The organism is Streptomyces sp. NPDC002886 (assembly GCF_042888445.1).
Lineage (GTDB): Bacteria > Actinomycetota > Actinomycetes > Streptomycetales > Streptomycetaceae > Streptomyces.
This window is the reverse complement of record NZ_JBIAPV010000003.1, coordinates 921,146-941,322: the sequence shown is the minus strand read 5'-3', so window position 1 is coordinate 941,322 and position 20,177 is coordinate 921,146. Positions and strand designations below refer to the sequence as shown.

The following is a 20,177-nucleotide window of genomic DNA, read 5'->3' as shown; positions in this document are numbered from 1 at the left end:
GAGGGGTCGTGGTGCAGTCGGACCAGGGGAACAGCAGGGCCGAGCTCGGCGCCTTCCTGCGCTCCCGGCGGGCACGGCTGCGTCCCGAGGACGCGGGGCTGCGGTCCTTCGGCGAGCGCCGCCGCGTACCGGGCCTGCGCCGGGAGGAGCTGGCCCAGCTCGCCGGTGTGAGCGTCGACTACTACGTGCGCTTCGAGCAGGGCCGCGCCGCCAACGTCTCGGACTCCGTGGTGGGGGCCGTGGCCGCCGCGCTGCGCCTGGACGAGACCGAGACGGGTCATCTGCACCGCCTCGTGCGCACGGCCTCCGGGGCCTCCGGCGCGCCGGCCGGGCCGGCCGCGCAGCGGGTTCGTCCGGGCCTGCTCCAGCTGCTGGGGTCGATGCCCGGGACGCCCGCCTTCATCGTGGGCCGCCGCACCGACGTCCTGGCCTGGAACCCGCTGTTCGCCAGGCTGATCACCGACTTCTCGGCCGTGCCGGAGCGGCAGCGCAACAAGGCCTGGCTGGTCTTCCTGCACGAGGAGACCCGCGGCCGTTTCGTGAACTGGGAGACCAAGGCCCGCGATCTGGTCGGCTATCTCCGGCTGGACCGCGGCCGGCATCCGCAGGATCCGGAGTTCGCCCGCCTGGTGGTCGAACTCTCGGAGCGCAGTGCCGAGTTCAGGCGGCTGTGGGAGCTCCAGGAAGTGCGCGAGAAGACCCACGGCGGCTACCACCTGCGCCATCCGGAGGCCGGGGAGTTCACGCTCGCCTACGAGAGCCTCAGCCTGCCCGACGACCCCGACCAGACTCTGATCATGTACACCGCCGAGCCCGGTTCCCCCTCGGAGGCGGCCCTGCGGATCCTCGCCGCGGCCACGCGGGATCCGGCCACCGTGCTCACCGGGGCGCCTTCGTAGCGGTGCGCACCGGTGAGCGGGCCGTACGGCCCGGCAGGCCGTGCGCGGGTCAGTACTGCGGGCGGCGGAAGTACTCGCCGGCGGCCGAGTTGGCCAGGCCGAAGAGGATCCACAGACCCAGGCCGAGGGAGATCAGGGCGGGGATCAGCGCGATCAGCAGCGGGGCGCCGCCGGACTCGTGCAGGCCGTTGAGCGTCACGATGTTGATGATCAGGCTGGCGGCGGCGAAGAAGGTCTGCAGCGAGCCGTAGATGATGCCGGAGACCCGGACGCCGCCGCGGCCCTTGCCCAGCTTGGCGGCGGTCAGGATCGGCCACAGCGAGAAGCCGACGACGACGACGCCGGCGATGACGAAGCCGACGCTGAGGGCGGCGGCCGCGTCGCTCGACGAGGAGCTGCTGGAGTCGGTGAACTCGGAGGCGAAGACTGCCCCGAGGATGATGACGACCACGCCGCCGAGGGCCTGGAGGATCCCGAGGATCCAGAGGATGACCCGAGCCCCCTTGACCCCGCCGGGCATCGGCATCGGCGAGCCCGGGTAGCCGGGGACGCCCGGGTAGGCCTGCTGCGGGTAGGCGTAGCCGCCCTGGGCCGGGATGCCCTGGGGTGCCTGCGGGGGATAGCCGTAGGCGGGCTGGCCGCCCTGCGGCTGCTGCGCGTACGGGTTGTTCGGGTCGCCGAAGCTCATGTGGGGTGTTCCTCCGTGGAAGTGCGGGGACGCACGGCACGCACGGAGGAGTCACTGCAAGACGTGCGGCCCGCCCCCCGGCACTGCCCGCGGCACTACTTTCCCCGCATCGTCGTCGGGCCGGACCGGGCTTGTCCAGCCGGGACGCCGTCCGCCCGGCACTTGTTGTGCAAGTGCAACGAAGCCGGAACGAAGCCGGACAGGTCGTACGGGCCGGACAGGTCGTACGGGCCGTGCGGGCCGCGGGTGTCGTGCGGGCCGCAGGTGTCCTACGGGGCGAACAGGGCGTACGCGACCTCGTACGGGGCCCGCGACTGGATCCGCGACCGCTCCATCCGGGAGGATGGGTCCATGACTGCCCAGATTCTCGACGGCAAGGCCACCGCAGCCGCGATCAAGTCCGAACTGACCGCCCGCGTGGCGGCGCTCAAGGCCCGGGGCATCACCCCGGGCCTCGGCACCCTGCTGGTCGGCGACGACCCGGGCAGCCGCTGGTACGTCAACGGCAAGCACAAGGACTGCGCTGAGGTCGGCATCGCCTCCCTGCAGCGCGAACTGCCCGCGACGGCCTCCCAGGAGGACATCGAGGAGGTCGTGCGCGAGCTGAACGCCAACCCGGAGTGCACCGGCTACATCGTGCAGCTCCCGCTTCCCAAGGGCATCGACACGAACCGCGTCCTGGAGCTCATGGACCCGGCGAAGGACGCCGACGGCCTGCACCCGATGTCACTCGGCAGGCTGGTCCTGAACGAGCCGGGCCCGCTGCCCTGCACCCCGTACGGGATCGTCCAGCTGCTGCGCCACCACGGCGTCGAGATCAACGGCGCGCACGTGGTCGTCCTCGGCCGCGGGATCACCGTCGGCCGGTCCATCGGCCTGCTGCTCACCCGCAAGTCCGAGAACGCGACCGTGACCCTGTGCCACACCGGTACCCGCGACCTCTCCGGACTGCTGCGCCAGGCCGACATCGTCGTGGCGGCGGCCGGCGTGCCGCACCTGGTCAAGCCGGAGGACGTGAAGCCGGGCGCGGCCGTGCTCGACGTCGGCGTCAGCCGCGACGAGAACGGCAAGATCGTCGGGGACGTGCACCCCGGGGTCGCGGAGGTGGCCGGCTGGATCTCCCCGAACCCCGGCGGCGTCGGCCCGATGACCCGCGCGCAGCTGCTCGTCAACGTGGTCGAGGCGGCCGAGCGGGCGGTTCCCCGTGCCGGCTGAGGGCGAGCAGGCCGAGCGGGCGCGGGCCGAGGGCGGGCAGGCCGAGCGCGGGCCGGCGCCCGCCGACGTCGAGGAGTCGGAAGGGCCCAGGTCCCGCCGCTTCCCCTCCGTCACCCGGGACACCGCGCGTCCCGAGGGCGGCGGCCGGGCCGCGCCCGGCGACGCCCCGGCTCCGGCCCGGCAGTGGCCGATGCTGTCCGTCCTCGCGGCGACGGCGGCCGGACTGCTGCTCACCGCGATGGGCCATCCGCGCGGCGGTTGCCTGCTGATCGGCATCGCGCTGATCGCGGGCTCCGTGATGCGCCGGCTGCTGCCCTCCGTGGGCATGCTCGCGGTGCGCTCCCGCTTCACGGACATGGTCACGTACGGCCTGCTGGGCGTGGCGATCACGCTGCTCGCGCTCGTCATGGAGCCCAACGGGCTGAACATCCCCTTCCTGGAGACCGCGGTCCGTTTCACGGTCCGCTAGGCCTTCAGGGCCCCCCGGGGGCGGTCCCCGGGACCGCCCCGTGTGCCCCGCGCCACACGGGGCGGGGGATTGGGGTGCCCCAGGGTCGGATAGCCTGACGGCGGATGTCTCTTCACGTCAAGATTTACTGGGCCACGGAGCGGCGTCCTCCCAGCACATGGGGCAGGGACGCCCCACCGCCAGCTGTCTAACGGAGAAGGCCATGACCCGCACTCCCGTGAATGTCACCGTCACCGGCGCCGCCGGCCAGATCGGCTACGCGCTGCTCTTCCGCATCGCCTCCGGTCACCTGCTCGGCGCGGACGTGCCGGTCAAGCTCCGACTTCTGGAGATCCCTCAGGGCATGAAGGCCGCCGAGGGCACCGCCATGGAGCTCGACGACTGCGCCTTCCCGCTGCTCGCCGGCATCGACATCTTCGACGACCCGAACAAGGGTTTCGAGGGTGCCAACGTCGCGCTGCTGGTCGGCGCCCGCCCGCGCACCAAGGGCATGGAGCGCGGTGACCTGCTCTCCGCCAACGGCGGCATCTTCAAGCCGCAGGGCGCCGCGATCAACGCGAACGCCGCGGACGACATCAAGGTCCTGGTCGTGGGCAACCCGGCCAACACCAACGCGCTCATCGCGCAGGCCGCCGCCCCGGACGTACCGGCCGAGCGCTTCACCGCGATGACCCGCCTGGACCACAACCGCGCGATCTCGCAGCTGGCCGCCAAGACCGGCGCCGCCGTCTCCGACATCAAGCGCCTGACCATCTGGGGCAACCACTCGGCGACCCAGTACCCGGACATCTTCCACGCGGAGATCGCCGGCAAGAACGCGGCCGAACTGGTCAACGACCAGGCCTGGCTGTCGGACGACTTCATCCCGACCGTCGCCAAGCGCGGCGCGGCGATCATCGAGGCCCGCGGCGCGTCCTCGGCCGCCTCGGCCGCCAACGCCGCCATCGACCACGTGCACACGTGGGTCAACGGCACCGCGGCGGGCGACTGGACCTCCATGGGCATCCCGTCGGACGGCTCCTACGGCGTCCCGGAGGGCATCATCTCCTCCTTCCCGGTCACCACCAAGGACGGCCGCTACGAGATCGTCCAGGGCCTGGACATCAACGAGTTCTCCCGTGCGCGCATCGACGCGTCCGTGGCGGAGCTCGTCGAGGAGCGCGACGCGGTGCGCGAGCTCGGCCTGATCTGATCGTTCTCGTACGGCCCGGCCGCGCAGGCCCCCGTACGAGCGGGTGCGAACCCGTCTTCACACCGAAACGCCCCGGCCAAACCAGGCCGGGGCGTTTTGGCGTGAATCTTTCTGTCGCCGCTTGGAGGGGAACCCTAGGGTCGGTCGGTGACCGAGAACCCGATTCCCCGTCAGTCCAGCGGTAGTTGGCCCGGTCCCTCCGCGGGCCGCCCCCCGGTCCACCCCTCGCTCAGCGAGGCGGGCCGCTTCCTGTGCGCGGGTACGTACCTCGACGCCGGGTACCGCGACCGGGTCATCGACGAGCTGTACGTCCACGAGGAACGGATCGTCGCCCCTTCCTACGGCTACGACGCCTCCCGGGTCCTCGCCCACGCGCTCCGCGCCCGCCGCGCCGAACTCGGCTGGGCCGCGGGGGTCCTCGGGGCCTGGTTCGTCGGCTCCCTGCTCACGGGCGGCGCCCTCGCCGCGCTGATCGTGCCCTTCCTGCTCCTGAGCCTCGCCGACTGGCTGCGCGCCCGGAACGTCCCGGCACTGCGCGTGCTCTCCGTGGTCCTGCGGATCTACGCCTGGTGGGTCATGGTTCTCGTCCTGTTCGCCCTCGGCATCGGCGGGTTCGCACTGTTCAGCCTCCTGGACGAGGTGGGAGGCGGCGGCCTGCCGTTCACCCCGACGGGCGGGGACCTCGCGGCCACGGCCGTCCTGTGGTGGCTCCCGGTGGTCTTCGCCGGGGTGGTCACCGTCGTGGGGCTCCAGCGCGGACACGTCTACCGGACGATCGCCACCGACCTCACGGACCGCCGCTACGCCGACCACGCGAACGACCCGGCCGAAGCCGCCGACGGGGCCCGCTTCCAGCGCGTGCGCCAGCGCGTCCGGGCCGAGCAGCACGCACCGATGATCATGTACGACGTCAACGACCCGTTCTGCGGGGCGGGTGATCCCTTCCGGCCCTGGCAGCTGTCCGTGGAACTGCGCCCGCGCGAGGACCTCGGCCCCGACCGCAAGCCGGTCCCGGTCACCAACGCCCACATCCTGGCCCGGATCGTGCCGCTGCTGGAGGGCCTGCGCGTGCCCTCCCCGCACGGCTCCCCGGAACAGGCCGCCGCCGTGGGCGACCGGATGCGCGAACTGGTCCTGGACGAGTGCGTGTTCCTGCCCGCGGGCGGGCTGCCGCACCGGGACACCGCGCAGGTCGTGCACGGGCAGTTCGGCGAGCAGCGGGCCGCCGCCATCGAGGAGGGCGGCGAGCGCCGCCGGCACTTCCTGCGCGTGCGGGTGGGCGGCTGGGACGAGAACCTCGTCGTCACCGTCTTCGTACGGGTCCACACGCAGGGCGGGATGATGATGCTGGAGGTGGCCCCGCACGTGCTGCTGCCCGTGCGGACCGACTTCCACAACGCCGACGCGGACGCCCAGCGCTACCGCAACAACAACGCGTTCGGCAAGGCCGTCTGGGCCCTGCGCCACACCCCCGGCTCCCTCGCGGGCTCGGTGGCCACGCTGGCCCGCGGCCTGGCGAGCTGGTGGCGGATCGTCACCGGCGGCCACGGCGGGGCCCGGCCCGAGGGTCCGCGGATCTCGGTGCGCGAGCTGGCCTCGCAGGACAACGGCTCGCTGTTCCACCTGATGGACCTCGACCGCTTCCTGAAGACCATCCAGGACCGGGTCGTCGGGGGCGTCGTCCTCGCGCTGCACGAAGCGGGCTGGCACACGGAGGAGTTCGCGCAGCGCGCGGTCAACGTCGCCGAGGGCGGGGTGTTCATCCAGTCGGTGAACCACAGCGCCTTCAGCGTCGGCGGCGGCAACAACACCAACAGCACCAAGATCAAGAGGAGTACCGGTGGCAACTGAAGACGGCGTTACGGGTACGGGTACGGGCGCGGCCGGGCGGGAGCCCGCGGTCAGCATCGGCCGGGTCACCGGCAGCGCGTTCAGCATCGGCGGCGGAGACAACACCAACACCGTGCACCACGGGGGAGCGGGGGCGGACACCGTCGGGCCGCAGGCCCTCCTCGACGCCGTACTGGAGCTGCGCGCGGCCCTCGTACGGCTGCCGCGCGGTGAGGACAGGGCGGCGCTCGACGCCGAACTGGACGGGGTCGCGGAGGGACTGGAGGGCGCCGAGGAGATCCGGCCCGGCCTGGTCCCCCGGCTCCGCGGAGCCCTGGAACGCTGGGCCCCCCTCGTCGACTCGGTCAGCGCCGCCACCGCCCTGGCCGGACTCCTGACCAGCCTGGGAGGCTGACCCGTGCCCCCTGAGCCCACCCCCCGCTGGGACCCCGCGACCCAACGCTGGGTCACGAACGACCCGGCGGCGGCGCCGGAGCCTGCTCCGGGTCCGACCCCGGCTCCTGCTCCGGGCCCAGCCCCGACCCCGGCTCCGGACCCGGACCCCGCCTCGGGCCACGACCCGGCCCCGGCTCCGCCGGAGACCCCGGCCCGGGGCCACGACCCGGCCCCAGGGCAGCCCTCCGCGCCCGCTCCGGGCAGTGCCCCTGCCGCAGGTCCGGCCCCGGCCCCGGGCTACGTCCCGCCTCCCCTCCCGGGCTACGCCCCGGCTCCGGGGCCCGGGCCGGGCGGATACGGCCCGGGGACGTCGGCGCAGGATCCGCAGCCGTACCCGTACCCCGCGTATCCGTACCCGCAGCCCGGACAGCCGGTGTACCCCGAGCCGCCCCCGCCCGCGCGGGCCCCCCGGCGCCTGCTGACGCCGGCCACGGCGGCCGTGGCCGTGGCCGCGCTCGCCCTCGGCGCGGCCACCGTGTGGTTCGTGGCGCGGGACACCGGTGAGCAGCCCCCGCAGGCGGGACCGGCGGCCTCCGACGTCGCGCCGAGCGACGGGGGCACGGCCGGGCCCTCGGCCACGGACACCACCGGCTCCCCGTCGCCGACGGCCACGGACACGGCCACGGGCAGCCCCACCCCCAGCCCCAGCCCGAGCGGCAGCGACCCCGCCCACGAGACCGTGCGCGACGCGAAGGGGTTCACCATCGCCGTCCCCACCGGGTGGCTCCGGGAGGAGTCCGCCGCGGGGGTCTTCTACCGCTCGCCCGACCGCGCCGCCCTGGTCCAGGTCTTCCAGGTGAGCGAGCCCGAACTGACCCCGCTCGCGGCCGTCCGGGGCGCCTCCGCCTACCTGCGCGCCCAGACCACCGGCTACCAGGAGATCAGCGTGGGCCCCGCCCCGGACGCCCCCGGGGCGGGGGAGCTGGTCTACGAGTACGACAGCGCGGAATCGCACGGCCGGCGCCGCGGCGTGGAACGGGTCTTCGTCGCCGAGGACGGCAAGAAGTGGGCCGTCCTGACGGCCGGCCCGGCGCCCGACTGGACGCTCATCCAGACCCACCACAGGGCCGCCCTGACCGCCTTCCGCCCCACGGCCGGCTGACGGCGGAACGGCGGAGCGCCGGTCCGCACGGCTCGCATACTGGCCCGATGAGTTCGCTCCCATCCGGCCACCGGTTCCGGGACCCGCGCAGCACGGCGTACGACTTCCTCGCGTCGGTCCTCGTGCGCTGTCCCCGCTGCGAGAAGACCGCGCACGTCGTGCCGGGTCCGGAGCCGGCCGGAGCGCACGACCGGGACCACGGGCGGGACCTCTTCGTGCCCAGGCGTCTCGTCTGCCGGAACTGCGGGCTGGCGAAGGCCCGGAGCGGTGGAGGTGTGGCCCTGTACCGGGGCGGGGCCGGGCCGGCCACGGACCCGTACTTCGGAGTCCGCCTGTGGCTGCAGGCCGAGACCCGGCACGGCTGGGTGTGGGCCTACGGCCCCGAGCACCTGGATCTGATCCGGCGGTTCGTGCGGGCGCCGCTGCGCGAGGGGATTCCCTGGCACGACCACGGCCGGAAGATGACCGTGGTGGCCCGCCTGCCCGCGTGGATGCAGCGGGCCGAGAACCGGGACGAAGTGCTGCGGGCCATCGCCCGCATCCACTCAGGGGACGGGAACCGTCACTTGTACATGCCCGGGGTGTAGTGCCCCGGGGTCAGGCGGGTGGTGACGCCGATGCGGTTCCAGACGTTGATCGCGGCGATCAGGGCGATCAACTGGGCCAGTTCCTTCTCCTCGAAGTGCTTCGCGGCCCGCTCGTAGACCGCGTCGGGGACGAAACCGTCGGTCAGGACGGTCACGGCCTCCGTCAGCTCGATCGCGGCGAGCTCCTTCTCCGTGTAGAAGTGCCGCGACTCCTCCCAGGCGGCGAGCAGCAGCAGCCGCTCCACGTCCTCGCCCGCCGCGAGGGCGTCCTTGGAGTGCATGTCGATGCAGAAGGCGCAGTGGTTGATCTGCGAGGCGCGCAGTTTGACGAGCTCGACCAGCGCCGGGTCCAGCCCCTTGGCGGCGGCCGCGTCCAGGGCCACGGCGGCCTTGTAGAACTCCGGGGCGAGCTTCGCCAGCTGCATGCGGGGGGTGTGCTCGGTTGCCTTTTCCATGTGGTTCATGCCTTCACCCTAGGAGGTGGGCGGCCCGCCGATATGGTCCATATCCATGACGGAATCCTGGGCCACTTTCGGCGCCGACCTGCATCTGGAACCGGTCCCCGGGCGTGGTGTCCGGGCCGGTCTGACCGAGGCGCTGCGCGAGGCCGCGCGCAGCGGGCGGCTGGCCCCGGGGACCCGGCTGCCGTCCTCGCGGTCGCTCGCGGTGGACCTCGGGATCGCCCGCAACACCGTCGCCGAGGCCTACGCCGAGCTCGTCGCCGAAGGCTGGCTGACCGCCCGCCGGGGCTCCGGGACCCGGGTCGCGGAGCGGGCCCGGGTGGGAGGCGGCGCCGGGGCGGGCGCCGGTGTCCGGGCACGGCGTCCCGCGGCGGCCGTGCCCGTACGGCGCCCCGTGCGCGCGCAGACCTCGTACAGCCTGAAGCCCGGTTCCCCCGACCTCGGCGGCTTCCCGCGCGCCGCCTGGCTCGCGGCGGCCCGGCGGGCGCTGACCGGGGCCCCGAACGAGGCCTTCGGGTACCAGGACCCGCGCGGCCGGGTGGAGCTGCGCGAAGCGCTCGCCGGGTACCTGGCGCGGGCCCGCGGGGTGTACGCGGACCCCGAACGCATCGTGCTGTGCGCGGGCTTCGGCCAGGCCCTCCTGCTGCTCGCGAGGATGCTGCGGGCGCGCCGCGTCCGGGAGATCGCGGTGGAGGGGTACGGGCTGGACGTGCACCGGGACCTGCTGACCGGCGCCGGGCTGCGGACGCGGCCGCTGGCGGTGGACGGGGCGGGGGCCCGCACCACCGAGCTGGCCGGTTCCGGCGCGGGGGCGGTGCTGTTGACGCCGGCGCACCAGTTCCCCACGGGCGCCGCGCTGACGCCCGGGCGGCGGGCGGCGGCCGTGGACTGGGCCCGGTCCACGGGCGGGCTGATCCTGGAGGACGACTACGACGGCGAGTTCCGCTACGACCGCCAGCCGGTCGGCGCGCTCCAGGGACTGGACCCGGACCGGGTGGTCTACCTGGGCACGGCGAGCAAGTCCCTGGCACCGGGGCTGCGCATGGGCTGGATGGTGCTGCCCGGACCGCTGATGGAGGAGGTGCTCGCGGTGAAGGGCCACACCGACTGGAGCTCCAGCGTCCTGGACCAGCTGACCCTCGCGGAGTTCATCCGCTCGGGGGCGTACGACCGGCACGTGCGGGAGATGCGGCTGCGGTACCGGAGGCGGCGCGACGAGCTGGTGGCGGCCGTCGGGGACCGTGCGGAGATTTCCGGCATCTCGGCGGGGCTGCACGCGGTGCTGGACCTCCCGGCGGGCGGGGAACGGGCGGCCCTGCGGTCGGCCGCCTGGCAGGACCTGGGGCTGCTGCCGCTGTCCTTCTTCCGGCACCCGGCGGCGGTCATGCCTGCGCGCGAGGCCCTGGTCGTCGGCTTCGGGACTCCGTCCCAGAGTGCGTGGGCCCCGACGCTGGCCGCGCTGATCGCGGCCCTGCCGTGAGGACGCGGGGGCGCGGGGCTGTGCCGGTATGGGTTGGCCGGAGGCGGTGGCTGCGGGAACGCTGCCCTGCGGGGGCTGTCCCCTACCCGCCCTTCCACCGTTCCCCGGGCTGCGCCCGGCCCCCCTGGGGCTCCGCCCCAGACCCCGGTCCTCAGACGCCGGACGGCTGAACCGGCTCCGCCGGGGGTTCGCCGAAGCGGGCCAGGGCCAGGGCTCCGGCCACGGCGATCAGGAAGCCCGCCACCGCCAGCCAGGTCAGGCCCTCGCGGGTGCGGTCGCCCAGCCAGGCCACGCCCACCACCGCCGGGCCGATCGTCTCGCCCAGCACCAGCCCGGCGGTCGCCGCCGTCACCGAGCCGCGCTGGAGCGCCGAGGTGAGCAGCAGGAACGCGGAGCCGCCGCCGAGCAGCAACGCGTAGAACGCCGGGTTCGACAGGGCGGAGAGCGAGATGTCGTCGATGAGGCGGACGGCCACCTCCACCACCCCGAAGCCCGTCCCGGCGGCCAGACCGAGCGTCAGCGCCCGGCTGCGGTCCGGCAGCCCGCCCGCCACGGCCCCGACGACCAGCACCAGTCCGGCCACCGCCAGCAGCCCCAGCTTCAGCGCGAGCGTGCCCTTGCCGGAGCCCTCCTCCCCGGAGGCCAGCCCGAGCATCACCAGCCCCGCGCACACCACCGCGACCGCGCCCCACTCCGTCCCGCTCAGCCGCACCTTCAGCAGCCGCGCCGCGACCACCGCGGTCACCGCGAGGCTGGCGGCGAGGGCCGCGCCCACCGCGTAGATCGGGATGTGCCGCAGGGCGATGATCTGGAGGACGAAGCCGATCCCGTCCAGGCAGAGGCCGGCGAGATAGCGCCACTGGCGCAGCGCCCGCAGGAAGAGCGCGGTGTCCACCCCCGACCCCGTCCCCGGCACCGTCGCCCGCGTCGCCACGGCCTGCAGGACCGACGCCGTGCCGAAGCAGACCGCCGCACCGAGCGCGCAAATCATCCCAATGAGCACGAACCGACTCTAGGTCACGGATCCCGCGTCGGCCGGATTCCGTCGGCCGGGGCGGCCGTTCTAGTCTGTGCGCAGCCGGCCACCCCAGGGGGAGCGAACAGTCCATGGACAGCAGCAGCAGTAGCAGCAGCACCGACACCACGCGCACGCAACGCCGCATGCGCTCCGGCACCGTCGCGCTCGGCGGCATGGGCCTGCTCGCCGCGGCGCTGGTGGCGTGCGGAAGCAGCAGCGAGCCCGACAAGCGCTGCGCGGACCGCGCCACCCTGGAGAAGCTGAACTCCAAGGAGTGCAAGAGCGGCGGCCGCGGCGCCTACTACTACGGCGGCAGCGTCGCGAAGAACAGGGTCAGCGGCGGCAGCTTCGACAAGTCCGCCGTCACCCGCGGCGGCATCGGCGGCAGCCACAAGAGCTCCTCGGGCGGCTGATCCAGGGTGAAGCGCCACACCATCGAGCCCCGCCCCGACTGGCAGAAGACCGTCGAGGAACAGGGGCTGATCTACCCCCTGACCCGCTACCCCGACGACTCCCTGCGCCCCTACTGGGACGAGAGCGCGTACTACTCCTTCACCCTCCCCGAGGTCGAGGCGCTGGAGAACGTAGTCGAGGAGCTGCACGCCATGTGCCTGGCCGCGGCCCAGCACATAGTCGACCACGACCGCTTCGGCGACCTCGGCATCACCGACCCGAAGCTCGCCGCGCTGATCGCCGAGTCCTGGCGCCGCCGCGCCGAACAGCCCTCGCTCTACGGCCGCTTCGACCTGCGCTACGACGGCACCGGCAGCCCCGCCAAGATGCTGGAGTACAACGCGGACACCCCCACCTCCCTCGTGGAGGCGGCCAGTCCGCAGTGGTTCTGGATGGAGGAGCGCTTCCCCGGCGCCGACCAGTGGAACTCCCTCCACGAGCGGCTCGTCGAGGCCTGGCGCCGTCAGGCGGAGCTGCTGCCGCCCGGGCCGGTGCACTTCGCGCACTCCGAGACCGACGAACTCGGCGAGGACCTGATGACGGTCGCCTACCTCCAGGAGACCGCCGAGCAGGCCGGCATCGAGACCCGGGAGCTGTCGGTGGAGCGGATCGGCTGGGACAGCCTGTCCGGCCGGTTCGTGGACGAGAAGCTCGGCTTCATCCGCGCGATCTTCAAGCTCTACCCGTGGGAGTGGCTGGCCACCGACGAGTTCGCCCCGCAGGTCCTCGGGACGTACGACCACGGCGGCGGCTCCGGCACCACCGCCTGGATCGAGCCCCTGTGGAAGATGCTGCTCTCCAACAAGGCGCTGCTGGCGGTCCTGTGGGAGCTCTTCCCGGAGCACCCGAACCTGCTGCCCGCCTACCTGGACGGCCCGCGCGAGCTCGCCACGACCACCGGCTACGCGGCGAAGCCGCTGCTGGGGCGCGAGGGCGCGGGGGTTACCCTGCACCCGGTCGGCGGCGAGCCGTTCACGCCGGAGCAGGACGAGACGTACGTCTTCCAGGGCCTCGCCCCGCTGCCCGACTTCGACGGCAACCGGGTGGTGCTCGGCGCGTGGGTCGTCGAGGACGAGTCGGCGGGACTCGGCATCCGCGAATCGGCGGGGCCGGTCACGGACGAGTACGCCCGCTTCCTGCCCCACGTGATTCTTTGAGGCGTCGGGTCAGGCGCCGAGGACCGACCTGAGCTGGTCCAGCCCCCAGTCCAGGTCCTCCTTGGAGATCACCAGCGGCGGCGCGATCCGGATGGTCGATCCGTGGGTGTCCTTGACGAGCACCCCGAGCCCCATCAGCTTCTCGGAGATCTCGCGGCCGGTGCCGCGCGCCGGGTCGATGTCCACGCCCGCCCACAGCCCGCGGCCCCGTACGGCCGTCACGGCGCCGCCGCCGACCAGCAGGTTCAGCTCCCGGTGCAGGTGATCACCGAGCTCGGTGGCGCGCTGCTGGTACTCGCCGGTGTTCAGCATCGCGATGACCTCCAGGGCCACGGCGCAGGCCAGCGGGTTGCCGCCGAAGGTGGACCCGTGCTCGCCGGGCTTGAACACGCCGAGCACGTCGCGGTCGGCCACCACCGCCGACACCGGCACGACCCCGCCGCCCAGCGCCTTGCCGAGGATGTACACGTCGGGGACGACGTCCTCGTGCTCGCACGCGAAGGTCTTGCCGGTGCGGCCCAGGCCCGACTGGATCTCGTCGGCCATGAACAGGACGTTCCGCTCGCGCGTCAGTTCCCGTACGCCCCGCAGGTACCCGGCCGGCGGCACGAGCACCCCGGCCTCGCCCTGGATCGGCTCCAGGAGCACGGCGACGGTGTTGGAGGTGACGGCGGCGGCGAGCGCGGTGAGGTCCCCGTACGGGACGATCTCGAAGCCGGGGGTGTACGGGCCGAAGTGGTCGCGGGCCTCGTGGTCGGTGGAGAACGACACGATGGTCGTGGTCCGGCCGTGGAAGTTGTCGGCCGCCACCACGATCTTGGCGTGGCCGTCCGGGACGCCCTTGACCTCGTACCCCCACTTGCGGGCGGTCTTCACCGCCGTCTCCACGGCCTCCGCGCCGGTGTTCATCGGCAGGACGGCTTCCTTGCCGCACAGCGCCGCGAGCTCGGTACAGAAGTCCGCGAAGCGGTCGTGGTGGAAGGCGCGGGAGGTCAGGGTGACCCGCTCCAGCTGGGCGCGGGCGGCGTCGAGCAGCCGGCGGTTGCCGTGGCCGAAGTTCAGGGCGGAGTAGCCCGCGAGCATGTCGAGGTAGCGGCGGCCCTCCACGTCGGTCATCCACGCGCCCTCGGCGGTGGCGACGACGACGGGCAGGGGGTGGTAGTTGTGCGCGCTGTGCGCGTCGGCGGAGCGGATGGCATCAGCAGTTGTCGACACGGGGTCTCCGATCGTCCGTCAAGCCGGTGACGAGGGTGGCGTCACTGTCCATCCTCGCTCGAATACCGGACGGAGAAACCTTTCTCGCGGCGTGCCCGCTAAGGTGTCGGACACGCACGGCGACTGGCGCACGGAGAACCAACTCCGGGGGAGCCGTGCGCGCACGACCGCATACAGGGCCGCTCGCCTGGGCCTCGCGGGGACGAGATCCGACATCGACCCCGGAGGAACCGCCATGAGCGCGAACCACCACCCGTACCGCCACCCCGCCCTGCTCGCGACCGACCCCGAGCTGGCGTCCTTCGTCGCCGCCGAGGAAACCCTCCAGGCGGAGACCCTCCGCCTCATCCCGAGCGAGAACTACGTGTCCTCGGCCGTGCTGGAGGCCTCCGGCACGGTGCTGCAGAACAAGTACAGCGAGGGCTACCCGGGCCGCCGCTACTACGAGGGCCAGCAGAACATCGACCGCGTCGAGGCGCTGGCCGTCGAGCGGGCGAAGGGCCTCTTCGGCGTCGACCACGCCAACGTGCAGCCGTACTCCGGCTCGCCCGCCAACCTCGCCGTGTACCTGGCCTTCGCCAAGCCCGGCGACACGGTGATGGGCATGGCGCTGCCGATGGGCGGGCACCTGACGCACGGCTGGGGGGTCTCGGCGACGGGCTCCTGGTTCCGGGGCGTGCAGTACGGGGTCCAGGCGGAGACCGGTCTCATCGACTACGACGCCGTACGGGACCTCGCGCTGGCGGAGCGGCCCAAGCTGATCTTCTGCGGCGGTACGGCGCTGCCCCGCACGATCGACTTCGAGGCCTTCGCCTCGATCGCGAAGGAGGCGGGCTCGGTGCTCGTCGCCGACGTGGCCCACATCGCCGGCCTGATCGCGGGCGGGGCGCACCCCTCCCCGGCGGGTCACGTGGACGTGATCTCCACGACCACCCACAAGACCCTGCGCGGCCCGCGCGGCGCGATGCTGATGTGCCGCGAGGAGCACGCGAAGGCCATCGACAAGGCGGTCTTCCCCGGCCTCCAGGGCGGCCCGCACAACCAGACGACGGCCGGTATCGCGGTCGCGCTCCACGAGGCGGCGCAGCCCTCGTTCGTGTCGTACGCGCACGCGGTCGTGGCCAACGCGAAGGCGCTGGCCGCCGCGCTGCTGGAGCGGGGCTTCGACCTGGTCTCGGGCGGTACGGACAACCACCTGATCCTGATCGACCTCACGGGGAAGTCGGTGTCCGGAAAGATCGCGGCGAAGGCGCTGGACCGGGCGGGGATCGTCGTGAACTACAACACGGTGCCGTTCGACCCGCGCAAGCCGTTCGACCCGTCGGGGATCCGGATCGGCACGCCGTCGCTGACCTCGCGGGGGCTCGGCGTCGAGCACATGCCGGTGGTCGCCGACTGGATCTCGGACTCGGTCTCCGCGGCCGCCAAGGGTGACGAGGCGGCCCTCGGCGCCATCCGCACCCAGGTCGCGGACCTCATGGCCGCCTTCCCGGCCCCGGGCCTCCCGGTCGCCTGACCCGTCCCGGGTGGGGGCCGGTCCCTGCGGGGCCGTCCCCTGCCCGCCCATGCCCCCCGGGCCTCGGCGCGGGAGCAAGGGAAAGCGGTCGCTCGGCCGAGGCAAGATCCGGACGGGGCGCTACCGGGCGGTACCCGGGCGGATGCCGGGCGAGGGGGGTGGGACCCACCGGGTTCCGGCCAGTGGCGGGGCCGAGCCCGGTGTCACACCTGAGAGAATGGAGCCATGGCTTCTGATCGTCCTCGCGCGCTCTCCGGCATCCAGCCCACCTCCGGTTCGTTCCACCTCGGGAACTATCTCGGAGCCATCCGGCAGTACGTCGCCCTCCAGGAGACGCACGACGCCTTCTACATGGTCGTCGACCTGCACGCGATCACCATGCCGCAGGATCCGAAGGATCTGCGCGCCAATACCCGGCTGTCCGCCGCGCAGCTCCTCGCCGCCGGTCTCGACCCCGAGCGCTGCACGCTCTTCATCCAGAGCCACGTGCCCGAGCACGCGCAGCTCGGCTGGGTGATGAACTGCATCACCGGTTTCGGCGAGGCGAGCCGGATGACCCAGTTCAAGGACAAGTCCGCGAAGAACGGCGCCAACAACGCCACCGTCGGCCTGTTCACGTACCCGATCCTCCAGGTCGCCGACATCCTGCTCTACCAGGCGAACTCCGTCCCCGTCGGCGAGGACCAGCGTCAGCACATCGAGCTGACCCGGGACCTGGCCGAGCGCTTCAACCAGCGCTTCGGACAGACCTTCACCCTCCCCGCCGCGCACATCGTCAAGGAGGTCGCGAAGATCTACGACCTCCAGGACCCGGCGATCAAGATGTCGAAGTCGGCCTCCTCGCCCAAGGGCCTGATCAACCTCCTCGACGAGCCCAAGGCCACCGAGAAGAAGATCAAGAGCGCCGTGACCGACACGGAGGCCGTGGTCCGGTTCGACCCGGCCGAGAAGCCCGGCGTCAGCAATCTGCTCACGATCTACTCCACCCTCACGGGCGAGTCGATCCCCGCGCTGGAGGCCGCGTACGAGGGCAAGGGCTACGGCGCGCTCAAGACCGATCTGGCCGGCGTGATGGTCGATTTCGTCACACCCTTCAAGCAGCGCACCCAGGAGTACCTGGACGACCCGGAGACCCTGGATTCCTTGCTGGCCAAGGGCGCGGAGAAGGCCAGGGCGGTCGCCGCCGAGACCCTGGCACAGGCGTACGACCACCTCGGTTTCCTCCCCGCGAAGCACTGACGGGCACGGAAGAGAAAGAGGGCCCTGGCGATCTGGGGGGTGCTGCCGCCACACTGGGGCGGCAGCACTCGTGCGACGCACACGCGGAGCACAGACCACGCACAGGACTACAGGCGGAGGAGAGCTACGTGGGGACCGTAACGCTCGGCGTTTCGATCGCGGTCCCGGAGCCGTACGGCAGCAGCCTTCAGGAGTTGCGCGCGGGCTTCGGGGACGCTGCCGCGCACGGCATTCCCACGCACGTCACCCTCGTACCGCCGACCGAGGTGGCCGCGGAGCGGCTGCCCGAGATCCGCGCCCACCTGGCCGAGGTCGCGGCCGCGGGCCGCTCCTTCGTGATGCGGCTGGCCGGCACGGGCACCTTCCGCCCCCTCTCGCCGGTCGTCTTCGTCCAGGTCGTCGAGGGCGGCCCCGGCTGCACCCGGCTGCAGGGCCAGGTCCGCGACCCGGACGGGCCGCTCAGCCGGGAGCTCTCCTTCCCGTACCACCCGCACGTCACGGTCGCCCACGGGATCTCCGAGGAGGCGATGGACCTGGCGTTCGGCGCCCTCGCCGACTACGAGGCGCAGTGGCTCTGCTCCGGGTTCGCCCTCTACGAGCAGGGCTCGGACGGGGTCTGGCGCAAGCTGCGCGAATATCCGTTCGGCAACGGGGCAAGCGGTGGAGCGAGCGCCGTCCCGGCGCAGCTCGGCTCGACCACGGACAACAGTGCGGCGGCCGCCGCGGGCGAGGCGACCGTACGCCGCTCCTGACGCAGGAACCGGAACCGGAAACCGATCCTTCGCAGGACCAGGGCATGGAACGGCCGAGCCGTCGGGCGAAAAGTCACAATCGACGACCGTAGTCCCCAAAAGCGGCAATCCCGGCTATTTACGACAGCTCATTTACGGTGACCGTATGGACTGGCTGACGAAACTCCCGCTGATCGGGCCCCTGGTGTCCGCCCTGATGCGGACCCACCTGTGGCGTTCGTACCAGCGGCTCGACCGCGTGCACTGGAGCAGGCTCGCCGCCGCCATCACCTTCATCAGCTTCTTGGCGCTCTTCCCGCTGATCACCGTGGCCGCCGCGATCGGCGCCGGACTGCTCACCCAGGACCAGCTCGACCGGCTCCAGAAGAATCTCGCCGAGCAGGTCCCCGGCATCTCCGACCAGCTCGACATCAACGCCCTCGTCGCGAACGCGAGCACCGTCGGCCTGATCGCCGCCGCCGTGCTCCTCTTCACCGGAATCGGCTGGATCACGTCGATGCGGGACTGCCTGCGCGCGGTGTGGGAGAAGGACGACGAGGACGAGGGCAACCCCTTCGTCCGCAAGGGCAAGGACGCGCTCGTCCTCATCGGCCTCGGCGGCGTCGGTCTCTGTTCGGCGGCCGCCTCGATCTTCGGCTCCAGCGCCGTCGGCAAGGCCGGGGACTGGCTGGGCGTACCGCGCGACGGCGCGGGCGGCGGGCTGCTGCGGGGCGGCGGCTTCCTCGTGGGCGTGGTGGCCGCCTTCCTGCTCCTGCTCTACGCCCTGACCCTGCTCCCGGGCGTCGAACCGCCCCGCCGCCGCCTGATCGAGGCGGCCCTCATCGGCGCGGCCGGCTTCGAACTGCTGAAGCTGCTGCTCAGCGGCTACATGCGGGAGGTCGCCACGAAGAGCATGTACGGGGCCTTCGGCGTGCCGATCGCGCTCTTGATCTGGATCAACCTCACGGCGAAGCTGCTGCTGTTCTGCGCGGCGTGGACCGCGAGCCGCGACGATGCCGACGGGGACGGCGTGGAGGACCCGGACCCGGGCCGGGAGCCCGCTCCGGAGCCGGGCGGCAGCGAGCCCGCCCCGAAGCCCGCCGGCTCGGCCACGCCTACGCCCGGCCGCGAGACCGGCGGCCGCGCCCCCGCGGCCAGCGCCGGTTGACGGCGTAGGCCCCGCCGGCCACCACGGCCAGCACCCCGCCCGCCACGCCGAAGGCGGTACCGATCCCGCCGCCGGAGCCCGCGCCGGACGCGGAGGGGTTGTTCTCGTGGGACTGGGCGGGGGAGCCGTGGGAGGTGGTGTCCGCGCTCTTCGGCGGCACCAGCTCGCCCACCGGCTTGACCTTCCCGCTCGCCGCGAAGCCCCAGTCGAGCAGGTCGGCGGTCTCCTCGTAGACGGAGTTGGCGCCGCCGCCGCCCGGGTTCATCACCGTGACCAGCAGCTTCTTGTTCCCCTGCTGGGCCGCGCCGGTGAAGGTGGAGCCCGCCATCGTGGTGTTGCCGTTCTTCACCCCGGCGATGCCCTTGTACGGGGAGAGGCCGCCGGCGCCGGTCATCAGCCGGTTGGTGTTCTGGATCTCGAAGGTCTCGCGCGGCTTCCCCGCCTCCTGCCGGCCGGGGAACTTCGCGCTGGCCGTGCCGCAGTACTCCCGGAAGTCCTGCTTCTGCAGGCCGGAGCGGGCGATGAGGGTGAGGTCGTAGGCGCTGGAGACCTGGCCCGGGGCGTCGTACCCGTCCGGGGACACCACGTGCGTGTCCAGGGCCTGGAGCTCCTCGGCGTGCGCCTGCATGTCCTTGACGGTCTTCTCGACGCCGCCGTTCATGGCCGAGAGCACGTGCACGGCGTCGTTCCCGGAGCGCAGGAACACCCCGAGCCACAGGTCGTGGACGCTGTACTCGGCGTCCTCCTTGATGCCCACGAGGCTGGAGCCGGCGCCGACCCCGTCGAGCTCCTGGTCGGTGACCTTGTGGACCTGGTCCTTGGGCAGACCCGGCAGCACGGTGTCGGCGAAGAGCATCTTCATGGTCGAGGCCGGCGGGAGCCGCCAGTGCGCGTTGTGCGCGGCGAGGATCTCGCCGGTCTCGGCGTCGGCCACGATCCACGAACGGCCCGTCAGGCTGGTCGGCAGGGCGGGCGCGCCGGGCAGCAGGTTGACCTGCGTACCGGGCTGCCCGAGCGCCGAGCCGCCGACCGTGGACATGGAGGCGGGCGGCGCCGGCGCCTTGGCCGGCTTGCCCTTCCCGTCCACCGGTGGCGTCGGAGTCGGTGCGGCGTGCGCGGGCGAGGCCAGCAGAGCCGGGACGAGCAGGGCGGGCAGCGCGGCGGAAAGGACCGTCAACGCGGTCTTCTTGGCAGACACGCAGGTGAAAGTACATCCCGATGCTGTGCTTAGCGTCACGGACCGGCCAACCCGCCGCAACCACCGCCGGGACAGCCCACCCCGGCGCGTCCGTCCCGGGGAC

20 protein-coding genes and 1 riboswitch are annotated in these 20,177 nt (G+C 72.8%); of the genes, 15 read left to right on the top strand and 5 right to left on the bottom strand.

Features of this window, described 5'->3' with window-relative positions; all coding sequences use genetic code 11:
- Positions 1 to 8: 8 nt before the first annotated feature.
- Entirely contained in the window at positions 9 to 899 is an 891-nt protein-coding gene (locus ACFYYB_RS16600) for a helix-turn-helix transcriptional regulator (RefSeq protein ID WP_389435912.1), read from the top strand.
- Between the two features lie 49 nt (positions 900 to 948).
- On the opposite strand, the gene ACFYYB_RS16595 is transcribed toward ACFYYB_RS16600, so the two are convergent.
- Positions 949 to 1,587, bottom strand: coding sequence for a hypothetical protein (locus ACFYYB_RS16595; RefSeq protein WP_389435911.1), 639 nt, complete (start codon positions 1,585 to 1,587; stop codon positions 949 to 951).
- Between the two features lie 351 nt (positions 1,588 to 1,938).
- Between ACFYYB_RS16595 and ACFYYB_RS16590 the strand changes: the two genes are divergently transcribed.
- The 7 genes from ACFYYB_RS16590 (at position 1,939) to ACFYYB_RS16560 (ending at position 8,438) form a co-directional block, all read left to right on the top strand.
- On the top strand, positions 1,939 to 2,802 hold the full coding sequence (locus ACFYYB_RS16590) for a bifunctional methylenetetrahydrofolate dehydrogenase/methenyltetrahydrofolate cyclohydrolase (protein ID WP_327305014.1): 864 nt from the start codon (positions 1,939 to 1,941) through the stop codon (positions 2,800 to 2,802).
- Complete coding sequence (locus tag ACFYYB_RS16585) at positions 2,792 to 3,271, top strand: DUF3017 domain-containing protein (protein ID WP_389435910.1); 480 nt, start codon at positions 2,792 to 2,794, stop codon at positions 3,269 to 3,271. The genes ACFYYB_RS16590 and ACFYYB_RS16585 overlap by 11 nt, the downstream gene beginning before the upstream one ends.
- A gap of 202 nt (positions 3,272 to 3,473) precedes the next feature.
- Positions 3,474 to 4,463 carry a malate dehydrogenase gene (locus tag ACFYYB_RS16580; RefSeq protein ID WP_327254557.1) on the top strand — a complete coding sequence of 330 codons (990 nt, stop codon included), beginning with the start codon at positions 3,474 to 3,476 and terminating at the stop codon, positions 4,461 to 4,463.
- A gap of 147 nt (positions 4,464 to 4,610) precedes the next feature.
- Entirely contained in the window at positions 4,611 to 6,314 is a 1,704-nt protein-coding gene (locus tag ACFYYB_RS16575; protein ID WP_389435909.1) for a hypothetical protein, read from the top strand.
- Entirely contained in the window at positions 6,304 to 6,708 is a 405-nt protein-coding gene (locus ACFYYB_RS16570) for a hypothetical protein (RefSeq protein WP_389435908.1), read from the top strand. The genes ACFYYB_RS16575 and ACFYYB_RS16570 overlap by 11 nt, the downstream gene beginning before the upstream one ends.
- A gap of 3 nt (positions 6,709 to 6,711) precedes the next feature.
- The gene (locus tag ACFYYB_RS16565; protein ID WP_389435907.1) at positions 6,712 to 7,851 is read left to right on the top strand and encodes a hypothetical protein; all 1,140 of its coding nucleotides are present in this window, start codon (positions 6,712 to 6,714) and stop codon (positions 7,849 to 7,851) included.
- 47 nt (positions 7,852 to 7,898) lie between these two features.
- Positions 7,899 to 8,438: a hypothetical protein gene (locus ACFYYB_RS16560; RefSeq protein ID WP_389435906.1), complete on the top strand. Its 540-nt coding sequence runs from the start codon at positions 7,899 to 7,901 to the stop codon at positions 8,436 to 8,438.
- On the opposite strand, the gene ACFYYB_RS16555 is transcribed toward ACFYYB_RS16560, so the two are convergent.
- Positions 8,414 to 8,902, bottom strand: coding sequence for a carboxymuconolactone decarboxylase family protein (locus ACFYYB_RS16555; RefSeq protein WP_389435905.1), 489 nt, complete (start codon positions 8,900 to 8,902; stop codon positions 8,414 to 8,416). The two genes, ACFYYB_RS16560 and ACFYYB_RS16555, sit on opposite strands and share 25 nt — an antisense overlap.
- A 46-nt stretch (positions 8,903 to 8,948) precedes the next feature.
- Here ACFYYB_RS16555 and ACFYYB_RS16550 point away from each other — a divergent pair, with 46 nt between their 5' ends.
- On the top strand, positions 8,949 to 10,379 hold the full coding sequence (locus ACFYYB_RS16550) for a PLP-dependent aminotransferase family protein (RefSeq protein ID WP_389435904.1): 1,431 nt from the start codon (positions 8,949 to 8,951) through the stop codon (positions 10,377 to 10,379).
- 151 nt (positions 10,380 to 10,530) lie between these two features.
- Here the strand turns inward: ACFYYB_RS16550 and ACFYYB_RS16545 are convergent, their stop codons facing one another.
- Positions 10,531 to 11,370, bottom strand: coding sequence for a hypothetical protein (locus ACFYYB_RS16545; protein WP_389436229.1), 840 nt, complete (start codon positions 11,368 to 11,370; stop codon positions 10,531 to 10,533).
- 116 nt (positions 11,371 to 11,486) lie between these two features.
- On the opposite strand from ACFYYB_RS16545, the gene ACFYYB_RS16540 reads away from it, so the two are divergent.
- Positions 11,487 to 11,810, top strand: a complete 324-nt coding sequence (locus ACFYYB_RS16540) for a hypothetical protein (protein ID WP_389435903.1) — start codon at positions 11,487 to 11,489, stop codon at positions 11,808 to 11,810.
- Between the two features lie 6 nt (positions 11,811 to 11,816).
- The gene (locus ACFYYB_RS16535; protein ID WP_389435902.1) at positions 11,817 to 13,007 is read left to right on the top strand and encodes a glutathionylspermidine synthase family protein; all 1,191 of its coding nucleotides are present in this window, start codon (positions 11,817 to 11,819) and stop codon (positions 13,005 to 13,007) included.
- A gap of 9 nt (positions 13,008 to 13,016) precedes the next feature.
- On the opposite strand, the gene rocD is transcribed toward ACFYYB_RS16535, so the two are convergent.
- Positions 13,017 to 14,222: an ornithine--oxo-acid transaminase gene (gene rocD / locus ACFYYB_RS16530; RefSeq protein ID WP_327305002.1), complete on the bottom strand. Its 1,206-nt coding sequence runs from the start codon at positions 14,220 to 14,222 to the stop codon at positions 13,017 to 13,019.
- 109 nt (positions 14,223 to 14,331) lie between these two features.
- Positions 14,332 to 14,422: riboswitch (ZMP/ZTP riboswitch) on the top strand.
- 35 nt (positions 14,423 to 14,457) lie between these two features.
- On the opposite strand from rocD, the gene glyA reads away from it, so the two are divergent.
- The 4 genes from glyA to ACFYYB_RS16510 all read left to right on the top strand — a co-directional run bounded on the left by glyA (position 14,458) and on the right by ACFYYB_RS16510 (position 18,876).
- Entirely contained in the window at positions 14,458 to 15,738 is a 1,281-nt protein-coding gene (gene glyA, locus ACFYYB_RS16525) for a serine hydroxymethyltransferase (RefSeq protein ID WP_389435901.1), read from the top strand.
- Between the two features lie 225 nt (positions 15,739 to 15,963).
- Positions 15,964 to 16,977 (top strand): tryptophan--tRNA ligase, encoded by a 1,014-nt coding sequence (gene trpS / locus ACFYYB_RS16520; RefSeq protein ID WP_385374585.1) that lies wholly within the window; start codon positions 15,964 to 15,966, stop codon positions 16,975 to 16,977.
- Positions 16,978 to 17,105: 128 nt separating this feature from the next.
- Positions 17,106 to 17,729: a 2'-5' RNA ligase family protein gene (locus ACFYYB_RS16515; protein WP_389435900.1), complete on the top strand. Its 624-nt coding sequence runs from the start codon at positions 17,106 to 17,108 to the stop codon at positions 17,727 to 17,729.
- 145 nt (positions 17,730 to 17,874) lie between these two features.
- Complete coding sequence (locus ACFYYB_RS16510) at positions 17,875 to 18,876, top strand: YihY/virulence factor BrkB family protein (protein WP_389435899.1); 1,002 nt, start codon at positions 17,875 to 17,877, stop codon at positions 18,874 to 18,876.
- On the opposite strand, the gene ACFYYB_RS16505 is transcribed toward ACFYYB_RS16510, so the two are convergent.
- The gene (locus ACFYYB_RS16505; RefSeq protein WP_389435898.1) at positions 18,824 to 20,074 is read right to left on the bottom strand and encodes a D-alanyl-D-alanine carboxypeptidase family protein; all 1,251 of its coding nucleotides are present in this window, start codon (positions 20,072 to 20,074) and stop codon (positions 18,824 to 18,826) included. The two genes, ACFYYB_RS16510 and ACFYYB_RS16505, sit on opposite strands and share 53 nt — an antisense overlap.
- Between the last annotated feature and the right edge of the window lie 103 nt (positions 20,075 to 20,177).

Excerpts from the sequence above, each read along its gene's own strand:
- ACFYYB_RS16595 (WP_389435911.1), bottom strand. The coding sequence starts at position 1,587 with ATGAGCTTCGGCGACCCGAACAACCCGTACGCGCAGCAGCCGCAGGGC.
- ACFYYB_RS16555 (WP_389435905.1), bottom strand. The coding sequence starts at position 8,902 with ATGAACCACATGGAAAAGGCAACCGAGCACACCCCCCGCATGCAGCTG.
- ACFYYB_RS16540 (WP_389435903.1), top strand. The coding sequence starts at position 11,487 with ATGGACAGCAGCAGCAGTAGCAGCAGCACCGACACCACGCGCACGCAA.
- glyA (WP_389435901.1), top strand. The coding sequence starts at position 14,458 with ATGAGCGCGAACCACCACCCGTACCGCCACCCCGCCCTGCTCGCGACC.
- ACFYYB_RS16580 (WP_327254557.1), top strand. The coding sequence starts at position 3,474 with ATGACCCGCACTCCCGTGAATGTCACCGTCACCGGCGCCGCCGGCCAG.
- trpS (WP_385374585.1), top strand. The coding sequence starts at position 15,964 with ATGGCTTCTGATCGTCCTCGCGCGCTCTCCGGCATCCAGCCCACCTCC.
- ACFYYB_RS16510 (WP_389435899.1), top strand. The coding sequence starts at position 17,875 with ATGGACTGGCTGACGAAACTCCCGCTGATCGGGCCCCTGGTGTCCGCC.
- ACFYYB_RS16550 (WP_389435904.1), top strand. The coding sequence starts at position 8,949 with ATGACGGAATCCTGGGCCACTTTCGGCGCCGACCTGCATCTGGAACCG.
- ACFYYB_RS16545 (WP_389436229.1), bottom strand. The coding sequence starts at position 11,370 with ATGATTTGCGCGCTCGGTGCGGCGGTCTGCTTCGGCACGGCGTCGGTC.
- ACFYYB_RS16590 (WP_327305014.1), top strand. The coding sequence starts at position 1,939 with ATGACTGCCCAGATTCTCGACGGCAAGGCCACCGCAGCCGCGATCAAG.
- ACFYYB_RS16560 (WP_389435906.1), top strand. The coding sequence starts at position 7,899 with ATGAGTTCGCTCCCATCCGGCCACCGGTTCCGGGACCCGCGCAGCACG.